Source organism: Salmonella sp. SAL04196 (assembly GCF_046550835.1).
Lineage (GTDB): Bacteria > Pseudomonadota > Gammaproteobacteria > Enterobacterales > Enterobacteriaceae > Salmonella > Salmonella enterica.
In genome coordinates this window covers 38,141-57,707 of the sequence record NZ_JBGDXE010000009.1, presented here as the reverse complement: position 1 = coordinate 57,707, position 19,567 = coordinate 38,141, and the positions used below count along the sequence as shown (strand labels likewise).

Below are 19,567 nucleotides of genomic sequence, written 5' to 3'. Positions count from 1 at the left end.
GGCCGGGCAAGCGTAGCGCCCCCGGCATTATGCTGTTACGCCTTTTCTTCCATCAGTTGTTGAGCCAGCGCCTTGAGCACCGGCAGGTATTTTTCATCAACAGGCGCGAACGGTTTACGACACAGCGGCACCGATACCACGTCCATATAATGCAGGACCGTTTTCAGGCCGCGGAATACGCCGGTTTTAATCAGTAAATCAATAACCTTATTGCACTCGGTTTGCAGACGCTGCGCTTTCGCCACATCGCCCTCACGTAATGCCTGCACAATCCCCTGATAACGCCAGCCCATAATGTTGTATGTGCTGCCGATACCGCCGTCCGCGCCCGCCAGCAGGCCGGAAGCGAAGATTTCGTCATAACCGTTGTACAGCACCAGATCCGGATGCGCGCGGCGGATCTGCTCCATCTGGAAGAGATCGCCGGAGGTTTGCTTCAGCGCGCTCACGCCCGGTAATGTCACCAGCGTATTGATCTGATCGAGGGTAAGTTTTACACCGCTTAACGCCGGAATGTTGTATACCACCATCGGCAATCCATCTGCGGAATCAATGATTGCCCGATAATGGTCACAGTGCTCTTCAAAACTGAAAGGGTAATAAAAAGGCGTCACCGCAGAGACCGCATCAAAACCGTAACGCTTTGCGGTGCTGGCAAGCTGCTGGCTTTCTGCGGTGCTTACCGTCCCGACATGGGCGATCAGCGTGATTTTTCCCTTCGCCTCTTCGGCGACAATCTCCAGTACCTGCTCTCTTTCAGCAAGGCTCTGTACGAATGCTTCCCCGGTGGAACCGCCAACGTACAGCCCGTCGATACCCTGCCCGATGTTAAAACGCACCAGACGGCGCAGGCTTTCGCTATCCAGTTGCTGCTGATGATCAAATGGGGTCAACAACGCCGCCATTACGCCTTGCAATGCTTTTGCCATACCTACCTCTACGGATGATGAATATATTAACTACCTACCTTTATACCTGTTATACCAGACTAAATAAGCAGCAAATAATACAGAACGCTTATAGTGCGATCTGCTTCACTAAACCGGGATCGGAGGTGCGATCGCTACCGCATTTTTTGACTTTTTTTACCGAGCGCGTGCCAGGTAGCGGAAACGCTATTGAGGTGGGTTTGCAGAGCGCGATCCGCTTTATCGGGATCTCGCTGGCGAATGGCATCAACAATCACAATATGCTGTTGATAACTCACGTTATTATGTTCATGCAGCTCACGATCGGGAACGCTTGGGCGAGCGGCGATTAGCCAGTCCAGCAGAGCAACATGAATAGCCATAAAGATCGGATTGCCGGGAATTTCAGCCAGCACCCGGTGAAACTCGACATCCGAACGAATAAACAGCGCGTTGTCATCCAGCGACTGGCTATTAATTTCCAGCGCTTTCGTTAACAACGCGATCTGCTCGTCGGTGGCATGTTCCGCCGCATAGCGTACCAGGCTGGATTCAAAGAAAAGCCGTAGCTGTTCAAAGTGAGCGATGCCGCCAGGATGAGTAAGAAAATCTTTCGCCATACCCGACAGTTCGCTGATGATGGTATCAGCAGAGGGGCGCGAGACGCGGGCGCGTTCGCCGTTATTGATTTGCACCAGGCCTTTACGCTTCAGCGCAGCTAACGCTTCACGCACAGAGGGACGTCCCACATTGAAGAAGGCCATTAATTCACGTTCAGACGGTAGCTGTTCTCCCTCGCCAAACTCATGACGGCGGATCATCTGCTCCAGCTCTTCCTCAACCATTTCAGACAGTTTTTTACGCGCCAGCGGACGGCGGCGCAAACTACGCCCGAGGGATGTCGGTGAATCTTCTGCTTGCGAATCAAATGCGTTCATAACGTCCATTCATGAGTGGTCGGTGGCAAATAATAGCAAGCTTATCGTAACACAGCTTCAAAAGCAGGGTGAACCCGCGAGGAGACCAAACAAAACAGGCCCTTCCGGGCCTGTTGATTATTTTACTACGCGTAGCGCCGGACGTCCGCCACGCGGCGGAGGCGGCTCGTCATCAGGACTACTGTCGTCATCGTGGTCGGGCTTATCGCCATCAATGACGGACATCACGGTCTCGCTTTCCGCGCCTGCGGTATTGTCATCACCATTTAAGCTGACAACGTCTTCATCATAGGCGGCTTCAGGCTCAAACATGGTGCCTGCGCCGTTTTCACGGGCGTAAATCGCCAGCACCGCAGCCAAAGGCACAGAAACCTGACGGGGAACGCCGCCGAAGCGCGCATTAAAACGCACTTCATCATTAGACAGCTCCAGATTACCTACCGCCCGCGGCGCAATATTGAGGACGATTTGCCCATCGCGCGCATATTCCATAGGGACATGCACGCCAGGCAGCATCACATCCACCACCAGATGCGGGGTCAACTGGTTATCCAGCAACCACTCGTAGAAAGCACGCAACAGATAGGGACGACGCGGCGTCAACTGTGACAAATCCATACAGGTTAACCCCGACCGAGGCGCATTTCACGTTCAGCTTCGGTTAAAGAAGCCAGGAAAGAATCACGTTCAAAGACGCGGGTCATATAGCCTTTCAGCTCTTTCGCCCCTGCGCCACTGAATTCAATACCCAACTGCGGTAAACGCCACAGGAGAGGCGCCAGGTAGCAATCAACCAGGCTGAATTCGTCGCTCAGGAAATACGGTTTCTGACCAAATACCGGCGCAATCGCCAGCAGCTCTTCACGCAGTTGTTTACGCGCAGAGTCGGCCTCGGAAGCAGACCCGTTTACGATGACGTTCATCAGCGTATACCAGTCTTTTTCAATACGGTGCATGTACAGACGGCTTTCACCGCGCGCGACCGGATAAACCGGCATCAGCGGCGGATGAGGGAAACGCTCATCCAGATATTCCATAATGATGCGAGATTCCCACAGGGTCAGCTCACGATCCACCAGTGTCGGAACGCTTTGATTCGGGTTGAGGTCAATCAGATCCTGAGGTGGATTGTCCTTTTCCACATGTTCGATCTCAAAACTAACACCCTTTTCAGCCAACACAATGCGGACCTGATGGCTATAGATGTCAGTAGGACCAGAAAACAGCGTCATTACCGAACGTTTGTTGGCAGCGACAGCCATGAAAACCTCCAGGTATATTCAGAATTTTTACTGCTACCAGCCACAATGTGACCAGCCAGATGTTATGTCACCCAGGGCGAAAAAAGCCATCATTGCTCAGAAACGAGACAAAAAATGAACATTCCCCGCTATTTGGGCAGAAAATTGGATGATAGTTTACCAGATTTTGTGACCTTTGTGGTGAGTCGATTCTGGAATTGGGGAAAAAGAGACAACAATCCGCATTTCATTGTGACAGATAAATGCATTGCCCATAAAAAAACCCGCCGAAGCGGGTTTTTTCGCTAACAGTTGTCTGCCGAAGCAGAAACCCATTAACGTTTGGAGAACTGCGGACGACGACGTGCTTTACGCAGGCCGACTTTCTTACGTTCAACCTGACGAGCGTCACGAGTAACGAAGCCAGCTTTACGCAGTTCGCCACGCAGGGACTCGTCGTACTCCATCAGAGCGCGGGTGATACCGTGACGGATCGCACCAGCCTGACCAGAGATACCACCACCTTTAACAGTGATGTACAGATCCAGTTTCTCAACCATGTCGACCAGTTCCAGCGGCTGACGAACTACCATGCGGGCAGTTTCACGACCGAAGTACTGTTCCAGAGAACGTTGGTTGATAACGATTTTACCGTTGCCCGGTTTGATGAAAACGCGAGCTGCGGAACTTTTGCGGCGACCAGTGCCGTAGTATTGATTTTCAGCCATTGCCTATAATCCCGATTAGATGTCAAGAACTTGCGGTTGCTGTGCCGCGTGGTTGTGCTCGTTGCCCGCGTAAACTTTCAGTTTACGGAACATAGCACGACCCAGCGGGCCTTTTGGCAGCATGCCTTTAACCGCGATTTCAATCACACGCTCAGGACGGCGGGCAATCATCTCTTCAAAGGTCGCTTGTTTGATACCACCGATGTGGCCGGTGTGGTGATAGTACACTTTGTCAGTACGCTTGTTGCCGGTTACAGCAACTTTGTCAGCGTTCAGAACGATGATGTAATCACCGGTATCTACGTGCGGAGTGTATTCCGCTTTGTGCTTACCGCGCAGGCGACGAGCCAGTTCAGTAGCCAGACGGCCCAGAGTTTTACCGGTCGCGTCAACAACATACCAGTCGCGTTTTACGGTTTCTGGTTTAGCTGTAAAAGTTTTCATTAAAAGCTTACCCAAATAAATAAGTTACACGTTGGTGAACACCCAAACGTTTTAAATAGTTGAGGTTCACACGACAAAGTCCGGTAAACCTACCCCCTCGGATATGTTTGGCCGGCACAGAGAAAGTTTGGGAAAAAACTCTCTTGTAACGTGGGGTCGCAGGATTATAGAGAAGTCCAGGTCAAAGATCGACCCCTTTTTGCGATTTGCCGCGGGTTTTGTTCAGGCCTGGTTCCCCCTCGGTCGGGGAGGTTGCACAGATATAATACCGCACAATGCCGGGGCGCTGCGCTTGTCCGGCTTACGGCATATGCTTCCGCTTGAGGTACTCCGCACTCTGCATCTCTTGCAGGCGCGACAGACAGCGCTGAAATTCAAACTTGAGCCGCTCCCCCTGATAAATCTCATATAACGGCGCGGCGGCGCTGACCACCAACTTAACGTGGCGCTCGTAAAACTCATCCACCAGCGCAATAAAGCGGCGCGCTTCGTTCTCCATCAGCGGCGTCATGACCGGCACGTCAAACAGCAGAACCGTGTGAAATAACCTTGAGAGCGCAATGTAATCATGCTGGCTGCGGGCCTCGACGCACAGCGTAGCGAAAGAGACCGCTAGCGTTTGGTTTTCAACGCCCAGGGTGGATAAAGGACGATGATTGATTTCCAGCGTCGGAGCGCGCGCGCGCGCGGCCCCTGCTAACGCCAGCCACAGTTTATCCATTTGCCGCCGGGTTTCATCATTAAGCGGCGTTAGCCATAAATGGGCCTGCGTCAGCGTCCGCAGTCGGTAATCGACGCCGGCGTCCACATTCATAATATCGCAGTGCTGTTTAATGGCATCGATAGCCGGCAGGAAGCGGGCGCGTTGCAAACCGTTGCGGTAGAGTTCATCCGGCGGAATATTGGAGGTCGCGACCAGCGTAATGCCGCGTGCAAACAGCGCCTTCATTAAACCGCCCAGCAGCATGGCGTCGGTAATATCGGTGACGAAAAACTCATCGAAACACAGTACGTCCGTCTCGGTTTTAAACCGATCGGCAATAATGTCTAACGGATCGATCTGTCCCTGTAGCGCAGTAAGTTCTTCATGCACGCGCAGCATAAACCGATGAAAATGCAGGCGTAGTTTTCGCTCGCCCGGCAGGCTGTGGTAGAAGAGATCCATGAGCCATGTTTTGCCGCGCCCCACGCCCCCCCACATATACAGCCCGCGAACCGGTATTTGCGCGTCCGGTTCGTTTTTGCCTAATAATTTCCCCAGTCGCGCTATCAGTCCGCCGGGTGGCGTAGCCGACGATTTTTTCGCGGTGAGCGCTTGATAAAGGGTTTCCAGACGGTCGACCGCCTCTTTCTGTACGTCGTCAGGCTGATGGGTGCCTTCGTTGAGTGCCTGGAGATAACGCGATGTAGGGGAAAGGCTTTGCATAATGTTATTGTTATTCCTTGAAAATCGATGTGCCGTCGTTCACGGCTGACGAAAAAAAGGCCGTTCTACACTACGCGATATGCTGTCGGGATTCCACTTCTACGGAATTAGCGGTTATAGTGGCATAATCAGGCGCGGGCATGGAGCCTGGAGCCAACACCCTACGGAAACATAAGACAACGGGAGATGTTCATGACCTGGGAATATGCGCTAATTGGATTAGTCGTCGGTATCATCATTGGTGCCGTGGCCATGCGTTTTGGTAATCGTAAGTTACGTCAACAGCAGGCATTGCAGTACGAACTGGAAAAAAACAAAGCTGAGCTGGAAGAGTACCGTGAAGAGCTGGTTAGCCACTTTGCCCGCAGCGCGGAACTGCTGGATACCATGGCGCATGATTACCGCCAGCTGTATCAGCATATGGCGAAAAGCTCCAGCAGCCTGCTGCCGGAAATGTCTGCGGAGTCGAATCCGTTCCGTAACCGTCTGGCGGAGTCTGAGGCGAGCAACGATCAGGCGCCAGTACAAATGCCACGTGATTATTCTGAAGGCGCGTCTGGCCTGTTACGTAGCGGCGCAAAGCGCGATTAATCGCACGCCGTTAAGAAATTTATCGGGCGCATCGCTTGCGCCCTCTCTCTATCTTTCCTGTCCCAGCTATTATCATTGTTACCAGGCTGAAAATTCAATAACATCAATCTGTTTTGAATTGTCTATCCGTTCATCCAAGGTACGAGAGCAGCATCCATGAAAAAACACACCCAGCTGTTAAGTGCATTAGCGTTAAGTGTCGGGTTAACTCTTTCGGCGCCGTTTCCAGCCCTTGCATCGATACCAGGCCAGGTGCCAGGCCAGGCGACGCTGCCAAGCCTTGCCCCTATGCTGGAGAAAGTGCTGCCTGCTGTCGTCAGCGTAAAAGTCGAGGGAACCGCCGCCCAGAGCCAAAAAGTGCCGGAGGAGTTTAAAAAATTCTTTGGCGAGGATCTGCCAGACCAGCCGTCCCAGCCGTTTGAAGGACTCGGTTCGGGGGTGATTATCGATGCCGCGAAAGGCTATGTATTAACCAATAATCATGTGATTAATCAGGCACAAAAGATCAGCATTCAACTGAATGACGGACGCGAATTCGACGCGAAGCTGATCGGCGGCGACGACCAGAGCGATATCGCTCTGTTACAAATTCAGAATCCCAGCAAGTTAACGCAAATTACCATCGCCGATTCCGACAAACTCCGCGTCGGCGATTTCGCCGTAGCGGTCGGTAATCCGTTTGGTCTTGGGCAAACCGCCACCTCCGGGATTATTTCAGCGCTGGGACGCAGCGGGCTTAATCTGGAAGGGCTTGAGAACTTTATTCAAACCGATGCCTCTATTAACCGCGGCAACTCCGGCGGCGCGCTGCTTAACCTGAACGGCGAGCTGATCGGGATTAATACCGCGATCCTCGCGCCAGGTGGCGGGAGTATCGGCATTGGCTTTGCTATTCCTTCCAATATGGCGCAGACGCTGGCGCAGCAGTTGATTCAGTTCGGCGAAATCAAACGCGGATTGCTGGGAATTAAAGGCACTGAAATGACCGCTGATATCGCCAAGGCATTCAAACTGAACGTTCAGCGTGGCGCTTTTGTCAGCGAGGTTTTACCCAATTCAGGTTCGGCGAAGGCCGGGGTGAAATCCGGAGACGTGATTATCAGTCTTAACGGTAAGCCGCTGAATAGCTTTGCCGAACTGCGTTCACGTATCGCCACCACCGAACCGGGCACGAAAGTGAAGCTGGGCCTGCTGCGCGATGGTAAGCCGCTGGAGGTGGAAGTCACGCTGGATTCCAATACCTCTTCTTCCGCCAGCGCCGAAATGATCGCCCCGGCGTTGCAAGGCGCGACGTTGAGTGACGGCCAGCTGAAAGACGGGACGAAAGGCGTTAAGGTTGATAGCGTCGAAAAAAGCAGTCCTGCCGCGCAGGCCGGTTTGCAAAAAGATGATGTTATCATCGGCGTTAACCGCGATCGTATCAGTTCTATCGCCGAAATGCGCAAAGTGATGGCGGCAAAACCGTCCATCATTGCTCTTCAGGTAGTACGCGGCAACGAGAACATTTATCTATTGCTGCGCTAATCCTGTCTTAAACCGGGCATCAGCCTGCGATGTGATGTCCGGTTAACTCATGGTATGCTGCTGCCGTTCCCTTTTTTAACGACGCCTCCATCATGTTTGTGAAGCTCTTACGTTCGGTCGCAATAGGTTTAATTGTCGGCGCTATTCTGTTGGCCGTCATGCCTTCTTTGCGCAAAATTAATCCTATCGCCGTCCCGCAATTCGACAGTACCGATGAGACGCCAGCCAGTTATAATTTTGCGGTTCGCCGCGCCGCGCCTGCCGTCGTCAATGTCTATAACCGCAGTATGAACAGTACCGCGCATAATCAACTGGAGATCCGCACGCTGGGTTCCGGCGTGATCATGGATCAACGCGGTTATATTATTACCAACAAGCACGTGATTAACGATGCCGATCAGATTATCGTCGCGCTACAGGATGGCCGCGTCTTTGAAGCGCTACTGGTTGGCTCCGATTCGCTTACCGATCTGGCGGTGCTGAAGATCAACGCCACTGGCGGGCTGCCTACCATCCCGATTAATACAAAGCGTACACCGCATATTGGCGACGTCGTACTGGCTATCGGCAACCCATATAATCTGGGACAGACCATCACCCAGGGGATCATCAGCGCAACGGGTCGTATCGGCCTGAACCCGACGGGGCGACAGAATTTTCTCCAGACCGACGCCTCGATTAACCACGGTAATTCCGGCGGCGCGCTGGTCAACTCGTTAGGCGAACTGATGGGGATCAACACCCTCTCTTTTGATAAGAGTAACGATGGCGAAACGCCGGAAGGCCTTGGTTTTGCGATTCCCTTCCAGCTAGCCACGAAAATTATGGATAAGCTTATCCGCGACGGTCGCGTGATTCGCGGCTATATCGGTATTGGCGGACGAGAAATCGCGCCGCTGCACGCGCAGCAGGGTAGCGGCATGGACCCGATTCAGGGCATTGTCGTTAATGAAGTGACGCCAAACGGCCCCGCCGCGCTTGCCGGTATTCAGGTTAATGATTTGATTATTTCGGTCAATAATAAACCCGCTGTGTCCGCACTGGAAACGATGGATCAGGTGGCGGAAATCCGTCCGGGCTCCGTCATTCCGGTCGTGGTAATGCGGGATGATAAGCAGCTCACGTTCCAGGTGACGGTGCAGGAATACCCGGCGTCGAACTAAAACGACGCGGCTTTTGCCCGCGTCGTTCGACGGCTAGTCAATAAAGACTGGCCCTGCCGGAAAATGTGCCAGGAAACTCGTGAAAATCAGCAGAGCGGGGAGACTTTTCTCCCCGACGGCCTCTTCACGCAGCGCCTTATCGAGTGCCAATAAGCCAGACTCGCCTCCTTCCCCCAGAATGCCGCCCATCCAGAGCAGTCGTTGCGCCTGTTGACGCGCATACTGCGATGCGCTTTTCCAGGCAACCAGATGCAGCAACGTTTGTAACAGCAGGATCCGAGACGCGTGACCATCGCGTTGTAATCGCCTGAATACGGGTAATGCAATACTACGTACCGTCGAGAAACCGCTCGCCGCTTCCTCCTCAATCGGCGATAAACCAACAGCCGCCTGTTTGACGAAATCGCATAACTGATTGTGTGTTAATGGCCGCTCGCCTGCGCTCATATACCCTGCGGCAAAACAGAGTAACCCGATACCCTGAGCCCAATCGGTCGATGGCAGAATCCCCTGCGGAACATTCGGTGCCGACGTCTGTGCGGCACAAAGCCCCTCGTCGTAACACTGTGCAAAACGTTGCTCATATATTGCTGAGTTGACGCCAGACCACGGCAGCAAATGCAGCGCTGGCTCAAGCTCAGTTATCTGATTCACCGTCTCAACAACATAATGCAAGATGGTTTCTCTGGATGGCATGGATGTACCTTGCCGAAACGCAACCATTTCACTCATTACTGTGTCCTCATTTTGCGGGAGCAGAATCACTGCTCCCGATTAGATTGGATTACATCGCCAGCACGTACTTGAGCATCACGCCCGCCGCAATCGCCGAACCGATAACACCCGCCACGTTCGGGCCCATCGCGTGCATCAGCAGGAAGTTCTGTGCGTCCGACTCCAGCCCCACCTTGTTCGATACGCGGGCCGCCATCGGCACCGCCGACACCCCCGCCGAACCGATAAGCGGGTTGATTTTGTTCTTACTGCACAGGTTCAGCAGCTTCGCCATCAGTACCCCGGCCGCCGTCCCGATACCAAAGGCAATCACCCCCAGCACCAGGATGCCCAGCGTCTGCGGCTGCAGGAACTTGTCCGCCACCAGCTTCGCGCCAACGGACAATCCGAGGAAAATGGTCACGATATTAATCAGCCCGTTCTGCACCGTGTCGCTCAGACGCTCCACCACCCCGCTCTCGCGCATCAGGTTGCCGAAGCAGAACATCCCCAGCAGCGGGGCGGCGTCCGGCAGCAGCAGCGCCACCAGCAGCAACAGCACCGCCGGGAACAGAATCTTCTCCCGCTTGCTCACCGTGCGCAGCTGCACCATGCGGATTTTCCGCTCCTTCTCCGTGGTCAGCGCTTTCATAATCGGCGGCTGGATTAACGGCACCAGCGCCATATATGAGTACGCCGCCACCGCGATGGCCCCCAGCAGCTCCGGCGCCAGCTTGCCCGACAGGTAAATGGCCGTCGGACCGTCCGCGCCGCCGATAATGCCTATCGCCGCCGCCTGCGGCAGGGTGAAGGAAATCAGGCCGAAGTAGTTCAGCGTCAGCGCCCCCAGCACGGTGGCGAAGATGCCGAACTGCGCCGCCGCCCCCAGCAGCAGGGTGCGCGGGTTGGCCAGCAGCGGGCCAAAGTCGGTCATCGCCCCGACGCCCATAAAGATGACCAGCGGCGCGACGCCGGAGCCAATCGCCACTTTATAGAACAGCGCCAGCACCCCCGGCGTGTAGCCCATGTCCACCGCCAGGTTCTCCATCTGGCTCTGGACGGAGGGCAGCGCCAGCGCTAATGCCTCTTTAATCGCGTGCACGTCCGGCGCGCAGTTCAGCTTCGCGGCAATCACCGCCAGCTGCCCGGCGTCGTGATGTGCCAGCAGGCTTTCCAGCGCGGTCAGCGCCATGCCCGCTTCCGGGATGTTGGAGAGCAGGCCGCCGAAGCCAATCGGCAGCAGCAGCAGCGGCTCGAACTTTTTCGCAATCGCCAGCCACAGCAGCAGCAGGCTGACCAGCAGCATGATGGCCTGGCCTGCGCCAAGGTGCATCAGCCCCATGCCCTGAAGCAGGGCGTTCAGACTTTCCATTTCAGTTCTCCGTTACGCCAGCGTCATCAGGGTGTCGCCGACGGAAACCGCGTCCCCGGACTTCACCGCAATACCGCGTACCGTCCCGGCCTGCGCGGCGCGGATTTCGGTCTCCATCTTCATGGCTTCCAGAATCAGCAGCACGTCGCCTTCGGCCACCGTCTGGCCCTCGGTGGCAATCACCTTCCAGATGTTGCCCGCCAGCGGCGCGGTGACCGGTGTGCCTGCGCCCGCCGGGGCGGCTGCCTGAACCGGTGCGGAAGACGGGGTGGCAGCAGTGAGCTGGCTGATATCGCCGCCGTCGCTGACCTTCACCACAAAGGCTTTGCCTTCCACTTCCACGGTGTAGATACCGGAGGCGGCAGGCTTCTCTGCTTTTGCCACCGGCTGCGCGGCTTCCGCCTGCGGCAGTGGCTCAAACGCCGCCGGGTTGTGGCGGTTCTCAAGGAATTTGAGGCCGGGTTGCGGGAACAGCGCCACGGTGAGCACGTCGTCGATGGCGTTTCCCGCAAGCTGGATGCCCTTCTCCTGCGCCTGGCGCCTGACGTCCGCTTCCAGTTCAGCCAGTTCCGGCTTCAGCAGGTCCGCCGGACGGCAGGTCACCGGGGCTGCCCCTTCCAGCACGCGGGCCTGTAACGCGGCGTTAACCGGCACCGGGGTGTGGCCGTATTCGCCTTTCAGAATGCCCGCCGTTTCTTTGGCAATGGTTTTGTAGCGTTCGCCGGTCAGGACGTTGAGCACCGCCTGGGTGCCGACAATCTGCGAGGTGGGGGTCACCAGCGGGATAAAACCGAGGTCCTCGCGCACGCGGGGGATTTCCGCCAGCACCTGGTCGAGTTTGTCCGCCGCGTTCTGCTGCTTCAGCTGGCTTTCGAGGTTGGTCAGCATTCCGCCCGGCACCTGCGCCACCAGAATGCGGCTGTCGTAGCCCTTCAGCTGGCCTTCAAAGGCGTGGTATTTCTTGCGCACCTCGCGGAAGTACGCGGCGATGTTTTCCAGTTTCAGGATATCCAGCCCGGTGTCGTGCTCAGTACCTGCCAACGTCGCCACCAGCGCCTCGGTGGCCGGGTGGCCGTAGGTGGCGCTCATGGAGGAAATCGCCGTGTCGACGCCGTCAACGCCCGCCTCGATGGCCTTCAGCAGCGCCATCTCCGCCATCCCGGTGGTGGCGTGACAGTGCAGGTGCAGGCGCACCTCAAAACGTTTTTTGATTTCACTGACCAGCTCAAAGGCGACCATCGGCGTCAGGATGCCGGACATATCCTTGATGGCAATCGAGTCAACGCCGGTTTCCAGCAGTTGCTCCGTTAAATCCAGCCAGGTCTGCAGGGTGTGCGCCGGGCTGGTGGTGTAAGAGAGCGTGCCCTGGGCGTGTGCGCCGTGGCTGCGCACCGCCTGCAGGGCGGCTTTCATATTGCGCGGGTCGTTCATGGCATCAAACACGCGGAACACGTCCATGCCGTTTTTCACCGCGCGTTCGACAAAACGCTCCACCACGTCATCGGCGTAGTGGCGGTAGCCGAGCAGGTTCTGGCCACGCAGCAGCATCTGCAGCGGGGTTTTGGGCATGGCTTTTTTGAGTTCGTGCAGGCGCAGCCACGGGTCTTCGCCGAGAAAGCGAATGCAGGCGTCAAAGGTGGCGCCGCCCCAGCATTCGAGGGAGCCGTAGCCGACATCGTCAAGCTGAGTGGCAATCGGCAGCATATCGTCAAGGCGCAGGCGGGTGGCGAACAGAGACTGGTGGGCGTCGCGCAGGACGACATCGGTAATGGCAATAGTCATGGATCCCTCCGGAAATTAAGCGTTAAGGCGGTGATGGTGAATGGCGGCGGCAATCACCGGCTTTAAGCGGGTGAAGTCGTCCACGACGGGAACGGCGCGCGGTGCGGGTGCGGCGACCGGTTCGGGGAAGAAGCGGTTGACGGCGGCGGACATGCCGCGGATGGCGAAAATCAGCAGGAACAGAAACGCCAGCACGAACCCCATGCCGAGGAACATCAGGGTGAAGCCTTCACCTAATAGCAGAGCTGCATCAGTCATAAAATAGCCTTCAGGCAGGAGGCACGATAATGGTGCTATTTATGACGATGAAATAATAAGGGTGGATTTCCCTGAGCCGCCCCCGGCCAGAGCCCTTGGTTATTATTATCGTCATAACGTATTACCACCATTATCGTGCAATTTACGTAATCAGGTTTATTTGATGAAACTTACGTTCTGGCATATTTCATCAGCGACGATCTCTTTACGCTGATTAAAAATAATTTTGTTCTGTTCAAACAGATTATTCCCATGGGTATCAATAGAAACAATCAGCGGGCCAAACTCTTTAACCCGGCAGACCCACAGCGTTTCCGGCATCCCCAGATCGCGCCATTGGGCATCTTCAATTTCTTCCACGCACACGGCGGCTACAACCGCACAACCGGCAGGGAATACGCAGTGCAGCGCTTTGTGTTCAGCACAGCCCTCTTCGGTACCTTTACCCATACCGCCTTTACCCACAATTAATTTCACGCCGGTCTGCGCAATAAATTCTTTTTCGAATTTCTCCATACGCATGCTGGTGGTTGGTCCAACGGAGACCATTTCAAACTTATCGTCTTCGCCTTTAATTGGGCGGACAATTGGGCCAGCGTGTAAAATAGCGCCGCCGCGAACATCTACCGGAAGTTCGCGACCACCTTCAATTAAACGGCGATGAGCTACGTCACGGCAGGTAACAATATGACCGTTGAGATAAATAATATCGCCAGCCTTAATATCCGCTAAATCTTCATCTTTAATTGGCGTAGTCAGGATTTTTTTAGTCATCAGAAATTCACTCCGCTGTGAGACGTAATGGTGTAATTCAAATCTTTATCGAAAACGATGTGCCCTTTACGGTGCGACCAGCAGCCGACGTTTACCGCTACGCCGATGGTAGAAGGATGACGCGCGGTGTTTTCAATGTTCACGCCCATAACGGAGGTATTACCGGACATCCCCTGCGGCCCCAGGCCAATTTTGTTAATGCCGTCTTCCAGCATTTTTTCCAGCGAGGCTGCACGCTCATTCTCGTTATGCGAACCGATCGGACGCATCAGCGCTTTTTTCGATAGCAGTGCCGCCGTTTCAACAGAGGTCGCTACGCCCACGCCAACCAGCAGCGGCGGACAAGCGTTGAGGCCGTAGCTGGTCATCACATCCAGTACAAAGCGGGTCACACCTTCATAGCCTGCACCCGGCATCAGCACCATCGCTTTCCCCGGCAGAGAACAACCACCGCCCGCCATATAGGTATAAATGCTGCACTGATCGGAGTTGGGAACGATCTCCCAGAAGACCGTCGGCGTACCTTTACCCACGTTTTTACCGGTGTTGTATTCATCAAAAGTTTCTACGCTGTTGTGGCGCAGCGGAGAATCTACAGTTGCTTTGATCACCGCCTCACGCAACAACGCTTCCAGCTCGCCAATCAGCGGAAAGTTCGTCCCGCACTCCACCAGAAACTGAATGACACCGGTGTCCTGGCAGGAAGGTCGATCCAGCTCTTTCGCCAGACGCTGGTTCTCAATCATGGTAGTAAAGATGACGTCGGCCAGTTTACTGGTCTCTTTCTTATGCAAATCTTCCAGTTTTGCAGTGACATCATCAGGCAAAACTTTGCCGGTATATCCCACAAACTTGGCCATAACGTCGGTCATATGGGATATCTGTTCACTTTTGCTCATAAATGCTCCTTAGTCAGAACAGCTTCCGTTAATTACGGATGAAAAGGGAAAAGGATTGGCAGCAGGATCAAGCTGACAATGGTTGAAACGATAATCAGGGGGATACCGGCCTTAGCGTAGTCGACAAATTTATAGCCACCCGCAGAGAGCACCATCATGTTGGCAGGCATACCGATAGGGGTTGCGTAGGCGCAGGAACCGCCAATGACCGTCGCCATCAGAACCGCACGCGGGTCGGCCCCCATACCTGCGGCAATGGACAAACTCACCGGCACCAACAGCGCTGTCGTTGCGGTATTGGACATAAAGTTGGTCATCACAACGGATAAGGCGAAAACGGCGATCAGCAACATGAACGGTGAGGAGTTTTGCCCCAGCATGCCGATTACATAGTCCGCAACCAGCTTGCCTGCCCCGGTCATTTCCAGCGCTTTTGCCAGCGCCAGGGTGCCGCCAAAGATAAAAATAGTCTGTGAATCAATGGCTTTATAGGCCTGTTTTTCCGTGAGTACGCCGCTTACTACCAGCACCAGAGCGCCAATACAACCGGTCACGGCCAGGCTGACACCGATCTTCTTCTCAAAGATCATGCCGAGGATCGTTGCGATCAACACCACGAGTGAGAGCCGTTGTTTCCACTGTGGAACATGGCTGTAGTCACGTTGCTCCCCGACGCTCCCCACCTCACCGCCGGTCGCATTATTCGGCAGAAAGCGATAGCCAATAGTCAGGAAGTAGAGAATGCCGCAGATGAGCATCGGGAGACCGATTTTTGCGTATTCAAAAAAGCCAAAGCCGCCGCCAATATTCTGTAGCGCAGACTGCGCGATAAGATTTCCCGGCGCGCCAATTAACGACAGGTTACCGCCCAACGCAGCGGCGAAAACCAGCGGCATCAGTAGACGAGAACGCGAGAAGCCCGATTTTGCCGCCACGCCGATCACCACCGGAATCAAAACCGCAGCGGTACCGGTGTTAGAGAGGACGCCAGACATCAAACCCACCACCACCATAATGGTGAAGATCAGCTGTTTTTCTGTTTTCGCGAAGCGCGTGATGACGCCGCCCACTTTGTTTGCCATACCGGTCTCGAACAACGCACCGCCCACGATAAACATCGCGACAAAGAGGATGACGTTAGTGTCGATAAAGCCAGCAAAGGCCTGTTTGATATTCAGAACGCCGGTGATAACTAAGGCCACGCAGACAATCATGGAAGTGACGGCCAGCGGCACTTTTTCCCATACAAACATGACGATAGCGAACACCAATAAACATAGGGTAAGGGTAATGGGTTCCATATTTATAATTATCCAATCAATGATATATGATATTGTATCCAATATTGACAGGGAGAAATTATTCCCATACAAAAACTAAGTCAAATCGTTTCTCAGGAAAGATGCAGGAGTGGGATCTACATCAAGATCGTGGTTAGATCGTTACTGGACGTGATTAATAGAATTGAAGAATTGGTTGAAGCGCCTGCGATGCTCACGCAGGCGAAAAGATCAGGCAGAAGGGTCACCAACATAGCGGGTCAGCATATTCTCCATCGAGCGAATAATGTGTTCGCGCATGCGCTGGCGTGCCAATGTTTCATCATGAAGTTCAAGAGCTTGCAGAATACTTTTATGTTCCTGAATGGAAATCACGGCATACTCTTCTTCGGTGACCTTATGGCCCATCGAAAGGCCGTTCCACATATTACAGAGCAACATTTTCATTTTTTCGTTGCCAGCAACATTCCAGATTTCCATATGAAATGCCTGATTCAGGTCGGAGTATTCCGCCGAGTTATTTTCCGCGAGAGCCTTTTCAGCGGCATAATGCACCTGGGCTATCCGCGAGATATCGGTGCCGGGACGAGAAGCTTTAGCCACCGCCTCACTTTCTAACAGCGCGCGAATTTCATAGTGTTCACGGATCGTTTGTTCATTGATGCCCAACACCACCGCCCCTTTATTAGGGCGCACTTTTATCAGCCCATCCGCCGCCAGAATCTGAAACGCCTCGCGCACTGGCATACTGGACACGCCGACCATTCCGGCAATGCCTTCTAACGTAATCTCCTGCCCTTCCACTAACTCCCTCGAAAGAATCGCTTTACGCAGCACCGCCGCGACCTGTTCTTTCGCTGAAAGAAGCTTAATCTTCCCTAATTTAGGCTTCTGCACTTTCCCAATCCTTCATATGTTGACGCATTATTTCTGCTAAAGAGAGGAAATAACGCTGCATAACTTGCCCAATCTCATCACGCCGCCCCTGGCGTATGACGTCAGCCAGTTCAGCGAAAAGCTGCGCCGACTCCTGATTATCTTTTTTCAGATGCAAAATAACATAAGAAACATAGCCGTCCAGGAACTGCTGATACACCTTTTCCAGATAGCGGTTATTCACATAAGAAATCAGCATCGCATGACACTCCAGTTCGCAGGATTTGTCTTCTGCGACAGCCAGCGCTTGCGCACGTATCAGAAGGGCATCGCCTACTTCGCTGGGTATCAGCGAAAACATTTCGGCGGCCATCGCGGCAATTACGCGAAAAATATGACTCACGCGATCGGCCTCAAGATGCGCGACCTGCATGTGCCTGTTGGGCAGTCGGATTAAAAAACCTTCCTGTTCGAGTGACTGTAGCGCTTCTCGAACCGGCATTCGTGAAAGACCAAGCTGCTCCGCAATACTTTCCTGCGCGAGTTCTTCTCCCGCTTTTATATTGCCGGAAAGAATTTCATAGCGAAGCATTTGCGTAATGTGATCGCGGGTTTGCGTTCTTTGGATCTTTTTCACGACGTTCTCGTTAATAACCGATAAGACGTGAGGAGTTTAGCAGATTTAGTACTTGATTTCGTGGCTTGTTTACAGTCAAAGAAGCCGGAGCAAAAGCCCCGGCATCGGGCAGGAACAGCTTATTTATTAATAAAATCTTCACCCAACTGAATATCTTTTTTCAGCGTATCCAGCATAGCGTCCAGCGAATGTTGCTCAAAAGCGCTCAGTGTGCCGATGGATTTACGCTCTTCTACACCGTTTTTACCCAGCAGCAGCGGCTGAGAGAAGAAACGGGCATACTGACCGTCGCCTTCCACATAGGCGCATTCCACCACGCCTTTTTCGCCCTGCAGAGCGCGAACCAGAGAAAGACCGAAACGTGCGGCAGCCTGACCCATAGAGAGGGTTGCCGATCCGCCGCCGGCTTTCGCCTCGACGACTTCAGTACCGGCGTTCTGAATACGTTTAGTCAGCTCGGCCGCTTCTTGTTCGGTAAAACTTACGCCTGGAATCTGCGACAGCAGCGGCAGAATCGTCACGCCGGAGTGCCCGCCAATCACCGGGACTTCAACTTCCGTTGGCAGCTTACCTTTCAGCTCTGCAACAAAGGTATTAGAGCGGATGATATCCAGCGTGGTGACGCCAAACAGTTTGTTTTTGTCGTATACGCCTGCTTTTTTCAGCACTTCCGCCGCAATCGCAACGGTGGTGTTCACCGGGTTGGTGATAATGCCCACGCACGCTTTCGGGCAGGTTTTAGCGATCTGCTGCACCAGGTTTTTCACGATGCCGGCGTTAACGTTAAACAGGTCGGAACGGTCCATACCCGGCTTACGCGCCACACCCGCAGAAATCAGTACTACGTCAGCGCCTTCAAGCGCCGGGGTTGCGTCTTCACCGGAGAAACCTTTGATTTTTACAGCGGTGGGGATATGGCTCAAATCAACGGCCACACCGGGAGTCACTGGAGCGATGTCGTACAGGGAGAGTTCTGAACCTGAAGGCAGTTGGTTTTTTAAAAGTAATGCCAGCGCCTGACCGATACCACCAGCAGCGCCGAGGACTGCGACTTTCATCCTAAACTCCTTATTATATGATTAGCTAAGTGTCTATTGCTCCGCGGCGGCGACCTTAATTCACAAATTCAATGATTACAATCCTCACTCATCAAGAATGCGGAGTCGCGCAATTTTGGCTTTTATGCATTTAATTTGCGTAATCCGGATCGACTGCAACCAGAGAGCAACGTTCCTACAGGTGGTGACAATATACCCTACTATCCTCTCAAAACAACATCATTTTGATAACAATTAATTTACTTTTAATCTTATTTGCGAGGCGTGACACAGGCATGTTTCTTGATAACGAAATTTGATAAAATTCCGCTCTTTCATAACATTATTTCAGCCTTAAACAAGGCAGACTGTTTGCATAAAAATTCATCTGTATGCACAATAATGTTGTTTCTACCGCCATATTACGGGTGACTTATGCGAAGCTCGGCTAAACAAGAAGAACTAGTAAGAGCGTTTAAAGCGCTCCTCAAAGAAGAAAAATTCAGCTCACAGGGCGAAATCGTCCTCGCGTTGCAGGATCAGGGCTTTGAAAATATCAATCAGTCCAAGGTCTCGCGCATGTTGACTAAGTTCGGCGCAGTGCGTACACGTAACGCAAAAATGGAAATGGTGTACTGTCTTCCGGCTGAACTGGGCGTCCCAACAACATCCAGTCCGTTGAAAAATCTGGTGCTGGATATCGACTATAACGACGCTGTCGTGGTGATTCATACCAGCCCCGGCGCGGCACAACTCATTGCGCGCCTGCTGGATTCACTGGGGAAAGCAGAAGGTATTCTCGGCACGATTGCCGGCGACGATACTATCTTCACTACGCCTGCCAGCGGATTTTCCGTAAGAGATCTGTACGAAGCCATTCTGGAACTTTTTGAACAAGAGCTCTAGTCCCACTTCCTCCGTCGTCGTACGGCGGAGGCACCTTTTTGTCCTCTCCCCTCGCCGCTTTCCTGTACG

The 19,567-nt window shown here is 53.7% G+C and carries 22 protein-coding genes; 5 read left to right on the top strand and 17 right to left on the bottom strand.

Annotated elements, in window-relative coordinates; genetic code table 11:
• Positions 1–35: 35 nt before the first annotated feature.
• The 4 genes from nanA to sspA all read right to left on the bottom strand — a co-directional run bounded on the left by nanA (position 36) and on the right by sspA (position 3,108).
• On the bottom strand, positions 36–929 hold the full coding sequence (nanA, locus tag ACLJPE_RS21220; RefSeq protein WP_031602202.1) for an N-acetylneuraminate lyase: 894 nt from the start codon (positions 927–929) through the stop codon (positions 36–38).
• A gap of 134 nt (positions 930–1,063) precedes the next feature.
• Positions 1,064–1,855 (bottom strand): transcriptional regulator NanR, encoded by a 792-nt coding sequence (gene nanR, locus ACLJPE_RS21215; RefSeq protein ID WP_000382926.1) that lies wholly within the window; start codon positions 1,853–1,855, stop codon positions 1,064–1,066.
• A gap of 108 nt (positions 1,856–1,963) precedes the next feature.
• A complete protein-coding gene (gene sspB, locus ACLJPE_RS21210; protein ID WP_039514255.1) occupies positions 1,964–2,464 on the bottom strand; it encodes a ClpXP protease specificity-enhancing factor in 501 nt (166 codons plus the stop codon).
• Positions 2,465–2,469: 5 nt separating this feature from the next.
• A complete protein-coding gene (gene sspA, locus ACLJPE_RS21205) occupies positions 2,470–3,108 on the bottom strand; it encodes a stringent starvation protein SspA (protein WP_000257298.1) in 639 nt (212 codons plus the stop codon).
• A 114-nt stretch (positions 3,109–3,222) separates the two neighbouring features.
• On the opposite strand from sspA, the gene ACLJPE_RS21200 reads away from it, so the two are divergent.
• The gene (locus ACLJPE_RS21200) at positions 3,223–3,396 is read left to right on the top strand and encodes a hypothetical protein (RefSeq protein ID WP_001518027.1); all 174 of its coding nucleotides are present in this window, start codon (positions 3,223–3,225) and stop codon (positions 3,394–3,396) included.
• A 26-nt stretch (positions 3,397–3,422) separates the two neighbouring features.
• On the opposite strand, the gene rpsI is transcribed toward ACLJPE_RS21200, so the two are convergent.
• From rpsI to zapE, 3 genes are all read right to left on the bottom strand, one after another.
• Positions 3,423–3,815: a 30S ribosomal protein S9 gene (rpsI, locus tag ACLJPE_RS21195; protein ID WP_000829815.1), complete on the bottom strand. Its 393-nt coding sequence runs from the start codon at positions 3,813–3,815 to the stop codon at positions 3,423–3,425.
• A 15-nt stretch (positions 3,816–3,830) separates the two neighbouring features.
• The gene (gene rplM, locus ACLJPE_RS21190) at positions 3,831–4,259 is read right to left on the bottom strand and encodes a 50S ribosomal protein L13 (RefSeq protein ID WP_000847559.1); all 429 of its coding nucleotides are present in this window, start codon (positions 4,257–4,259) and stop codon (positions 3,831–3,833) included.
• Positions 4,260–4,560: 301 nt separating this feature from the next.
• The gene (gene zapE, locus ACLJPE_RS21185; protein WP_031602201.1) at positions 4,561–5,685 is read right to left on the bottom strand and encodes a cell division protein ZapE; all 1,125 of its coding nucleotides are present in this window, start codon (positions 5,683–5,685) and stop codon (positions 4,561–4,563) included.
• A gap of 192 nt (positions 5,686–5,877) precedes the next feature.
• Between zapE and zapG the strand changes: the two genes are divergently transcribed.
• The 3 genes from zapG to degS all read left to right on the top strand — a co-directional run bounded on the left by zapG (position 5,878) and on the right by degS (position 8,963).
• Complete coding sequence (gene zapG, locus ACLJPE_RS21180; protein WP_001519074.1) at positions 5,878–6,276, top strand: Z-ring associated protein ZapG; 399 nt, start codon at positions 5,878–5,880, stop codon at positions 6,274–6,276.
• Positions 6,277–6,432: 156 nt separating this feature from the next.
• A complete protein-coding gene (gene degQ, locus ACLJPE_RS21175; RefSeq protein ID WP_023208355.1) occupies positions 6,433–7,800 on the top strand; it encodes a serine endoprotease DegQ in 1,368 nt (455 codons plus the stop codon).
• A gap of 92 nt (positions 7,801–7,892) precedes the next feature.
• A complete protein-coding gene (gene degS, locus ACLJPE_RS21170) occupies positions 7,893–8,963 on the top strand; it encodes an outer membrane-stress sensor serine endopeptidase DegS (protein WP_000497705.1) in 1,071 nt (356 codons plus the stop codon).
• Positions 8,964–8,996: 33 nt separating this feature from the next.
• Here degS and ACLJPE_RS21165 read toward each other — a convergent pair whose 3' ends face one another.
• From ACLJPE_RS21165 to mdh, 10 genes are all read right to left on the bottom strand, one after another.
• Entirely contained in the window at positions 8,997–9,728 is a 732-nt protein-coding gene (locus ACLJPE_RS21165; protein ID WP_000602024.1) for a triphosphoribosyl-dephospho-CoA synthase, read from the bottom strand.
• A gap of 19 nt (positions 9,729–9,747) precedes the next feature.
• On the bottom strand, positions 9,748–11,049 hold the full coding sequence (locus ACLJPE_RS21160) for an oxalacetate decarboxylase subunit beta (protein ID WP_000444868.1): 1,302 nt from the start codon (positions 11,047–11,049) through the stop codon (positions 9,748–9,750).
• 12 nt (positions 11,050–11,061) lie between these two features.
• A complete protein-coding gene (gene oadA, locus ACLJPE_RS21155) occupies positions 11,062–12,831 on the bottom strand; it encodes a sodium-extruding oxaloacetate decarboxylase subunit alpha (protein ID WP_052905118.1) in 1,770 nt (589 codons plus the stop codon).
• Between the two features lie 15 nt (positions 12,832–12,846).
• Positions 12,847–13,089, bottom strand: coding sequence for an oxaloacetate decarboxylase subunit gamma (locus tag ACLJPE_RS21150; protein WP_000128598.1), 243 nt, complete (start codon positions 13,087–13,089; stop codon positions 12,847–12,849).
• Positions 13,090–13,245: 156 nt separating this feature from the next.
• The gene (gene ttdB / locus ACLJPE_RS21145; RefSeq protein WP_000162405.1) at positions 13,246–13,863 is read right to left on the bottom strand and encodes a L(+)-tartrate dehydratase subunit beta; all 618 of its coding nucleotides are present in this window, start codon (positions 13,861–13,863) and stop codon (positions 13,246–13,248) included.
• Positions 13,863–14,762, bottom strand: coding sequence for a L(+)-tartrate dehydratase subunit alpha (gene ttdA / locus ACLJPE_RS21140; protein ID WP_000045349.1), 900 nt, complete (start codon positions 14,760–14,762; stop codon positions 13,863–13,865). The genes ttdB and ttdA overlap by 1 nt, the downstream gene beginning before the upstream one ends.
• A gap of 32 nt (positions 14,763–14,794) precedes the next feature.
• Positions 14,795–16,063 carry an SLC13 family permease gene (locus tag ACLJPE_RS21135; protein WP_000433390.1) on the bottom strand — a complete coding sequence of 423 codons (1,269 nt, stop codon included), beginning with the start codon at positions 16,061–16,063 and terminating at the stop codon, positions 14,795–14,797.
• Positions 16,064–16,273: 210 nt separating this feature from the next.
• Entirely contained in the window at positions 16,274–16,939 is a 666-nt protein-coding gene (locus tag ACLJPE_RS21130) for a GntR family transcriptional regulator (protein WP_001171581.1), read from the bottom strand.
• The gene (locus tag ACLJPE_RS21125; protein ID WP_000723776.1) at positions 16,926–17,555 is read right to left on the bottom strand and encodes a GntR family transcriptional regulator; all 630 of its coding nucleotides are present in this window, start codon (positions 17,553–17,555) and stop codon (positions 16,926–16,928) included. The genes ACLJPE_RS21130 and ACLJPE_RS21125 overlap by 14 nt, the downstream gene beginning before the upstream one ends.
• 119 nt (positions 17,556–17,674) lie before the next feature.
• Positions 17,675–18,613, bottom strand: coding sequence for a malate dehydrogenase (mdh, locus tag ACLJPE_RS21120; RefSeq protein WP_000861586.1), 939 nt, complete (start codon positions 18,611–18,613; stop codon positions 17,675–17,677).
• Positions 18,614–19,027: 414 nt separating this feature from the next.
• Here mdh and argR point away from each other — a divergent pair, with 414 nt between their 5' ends.
• Positions 19,028–19,498, top strand: coding sequence for a transcriptional regulator ArgR (argR, locus tag ACLJPE_RS21115; protein ID WP_001257852.1), 471 nt, complete (start codon positions 19,028–19,030; stop codon positions 19,496–19,498).
• Positions 19,499–19,567: the final 69 nt, after the last annotated feature.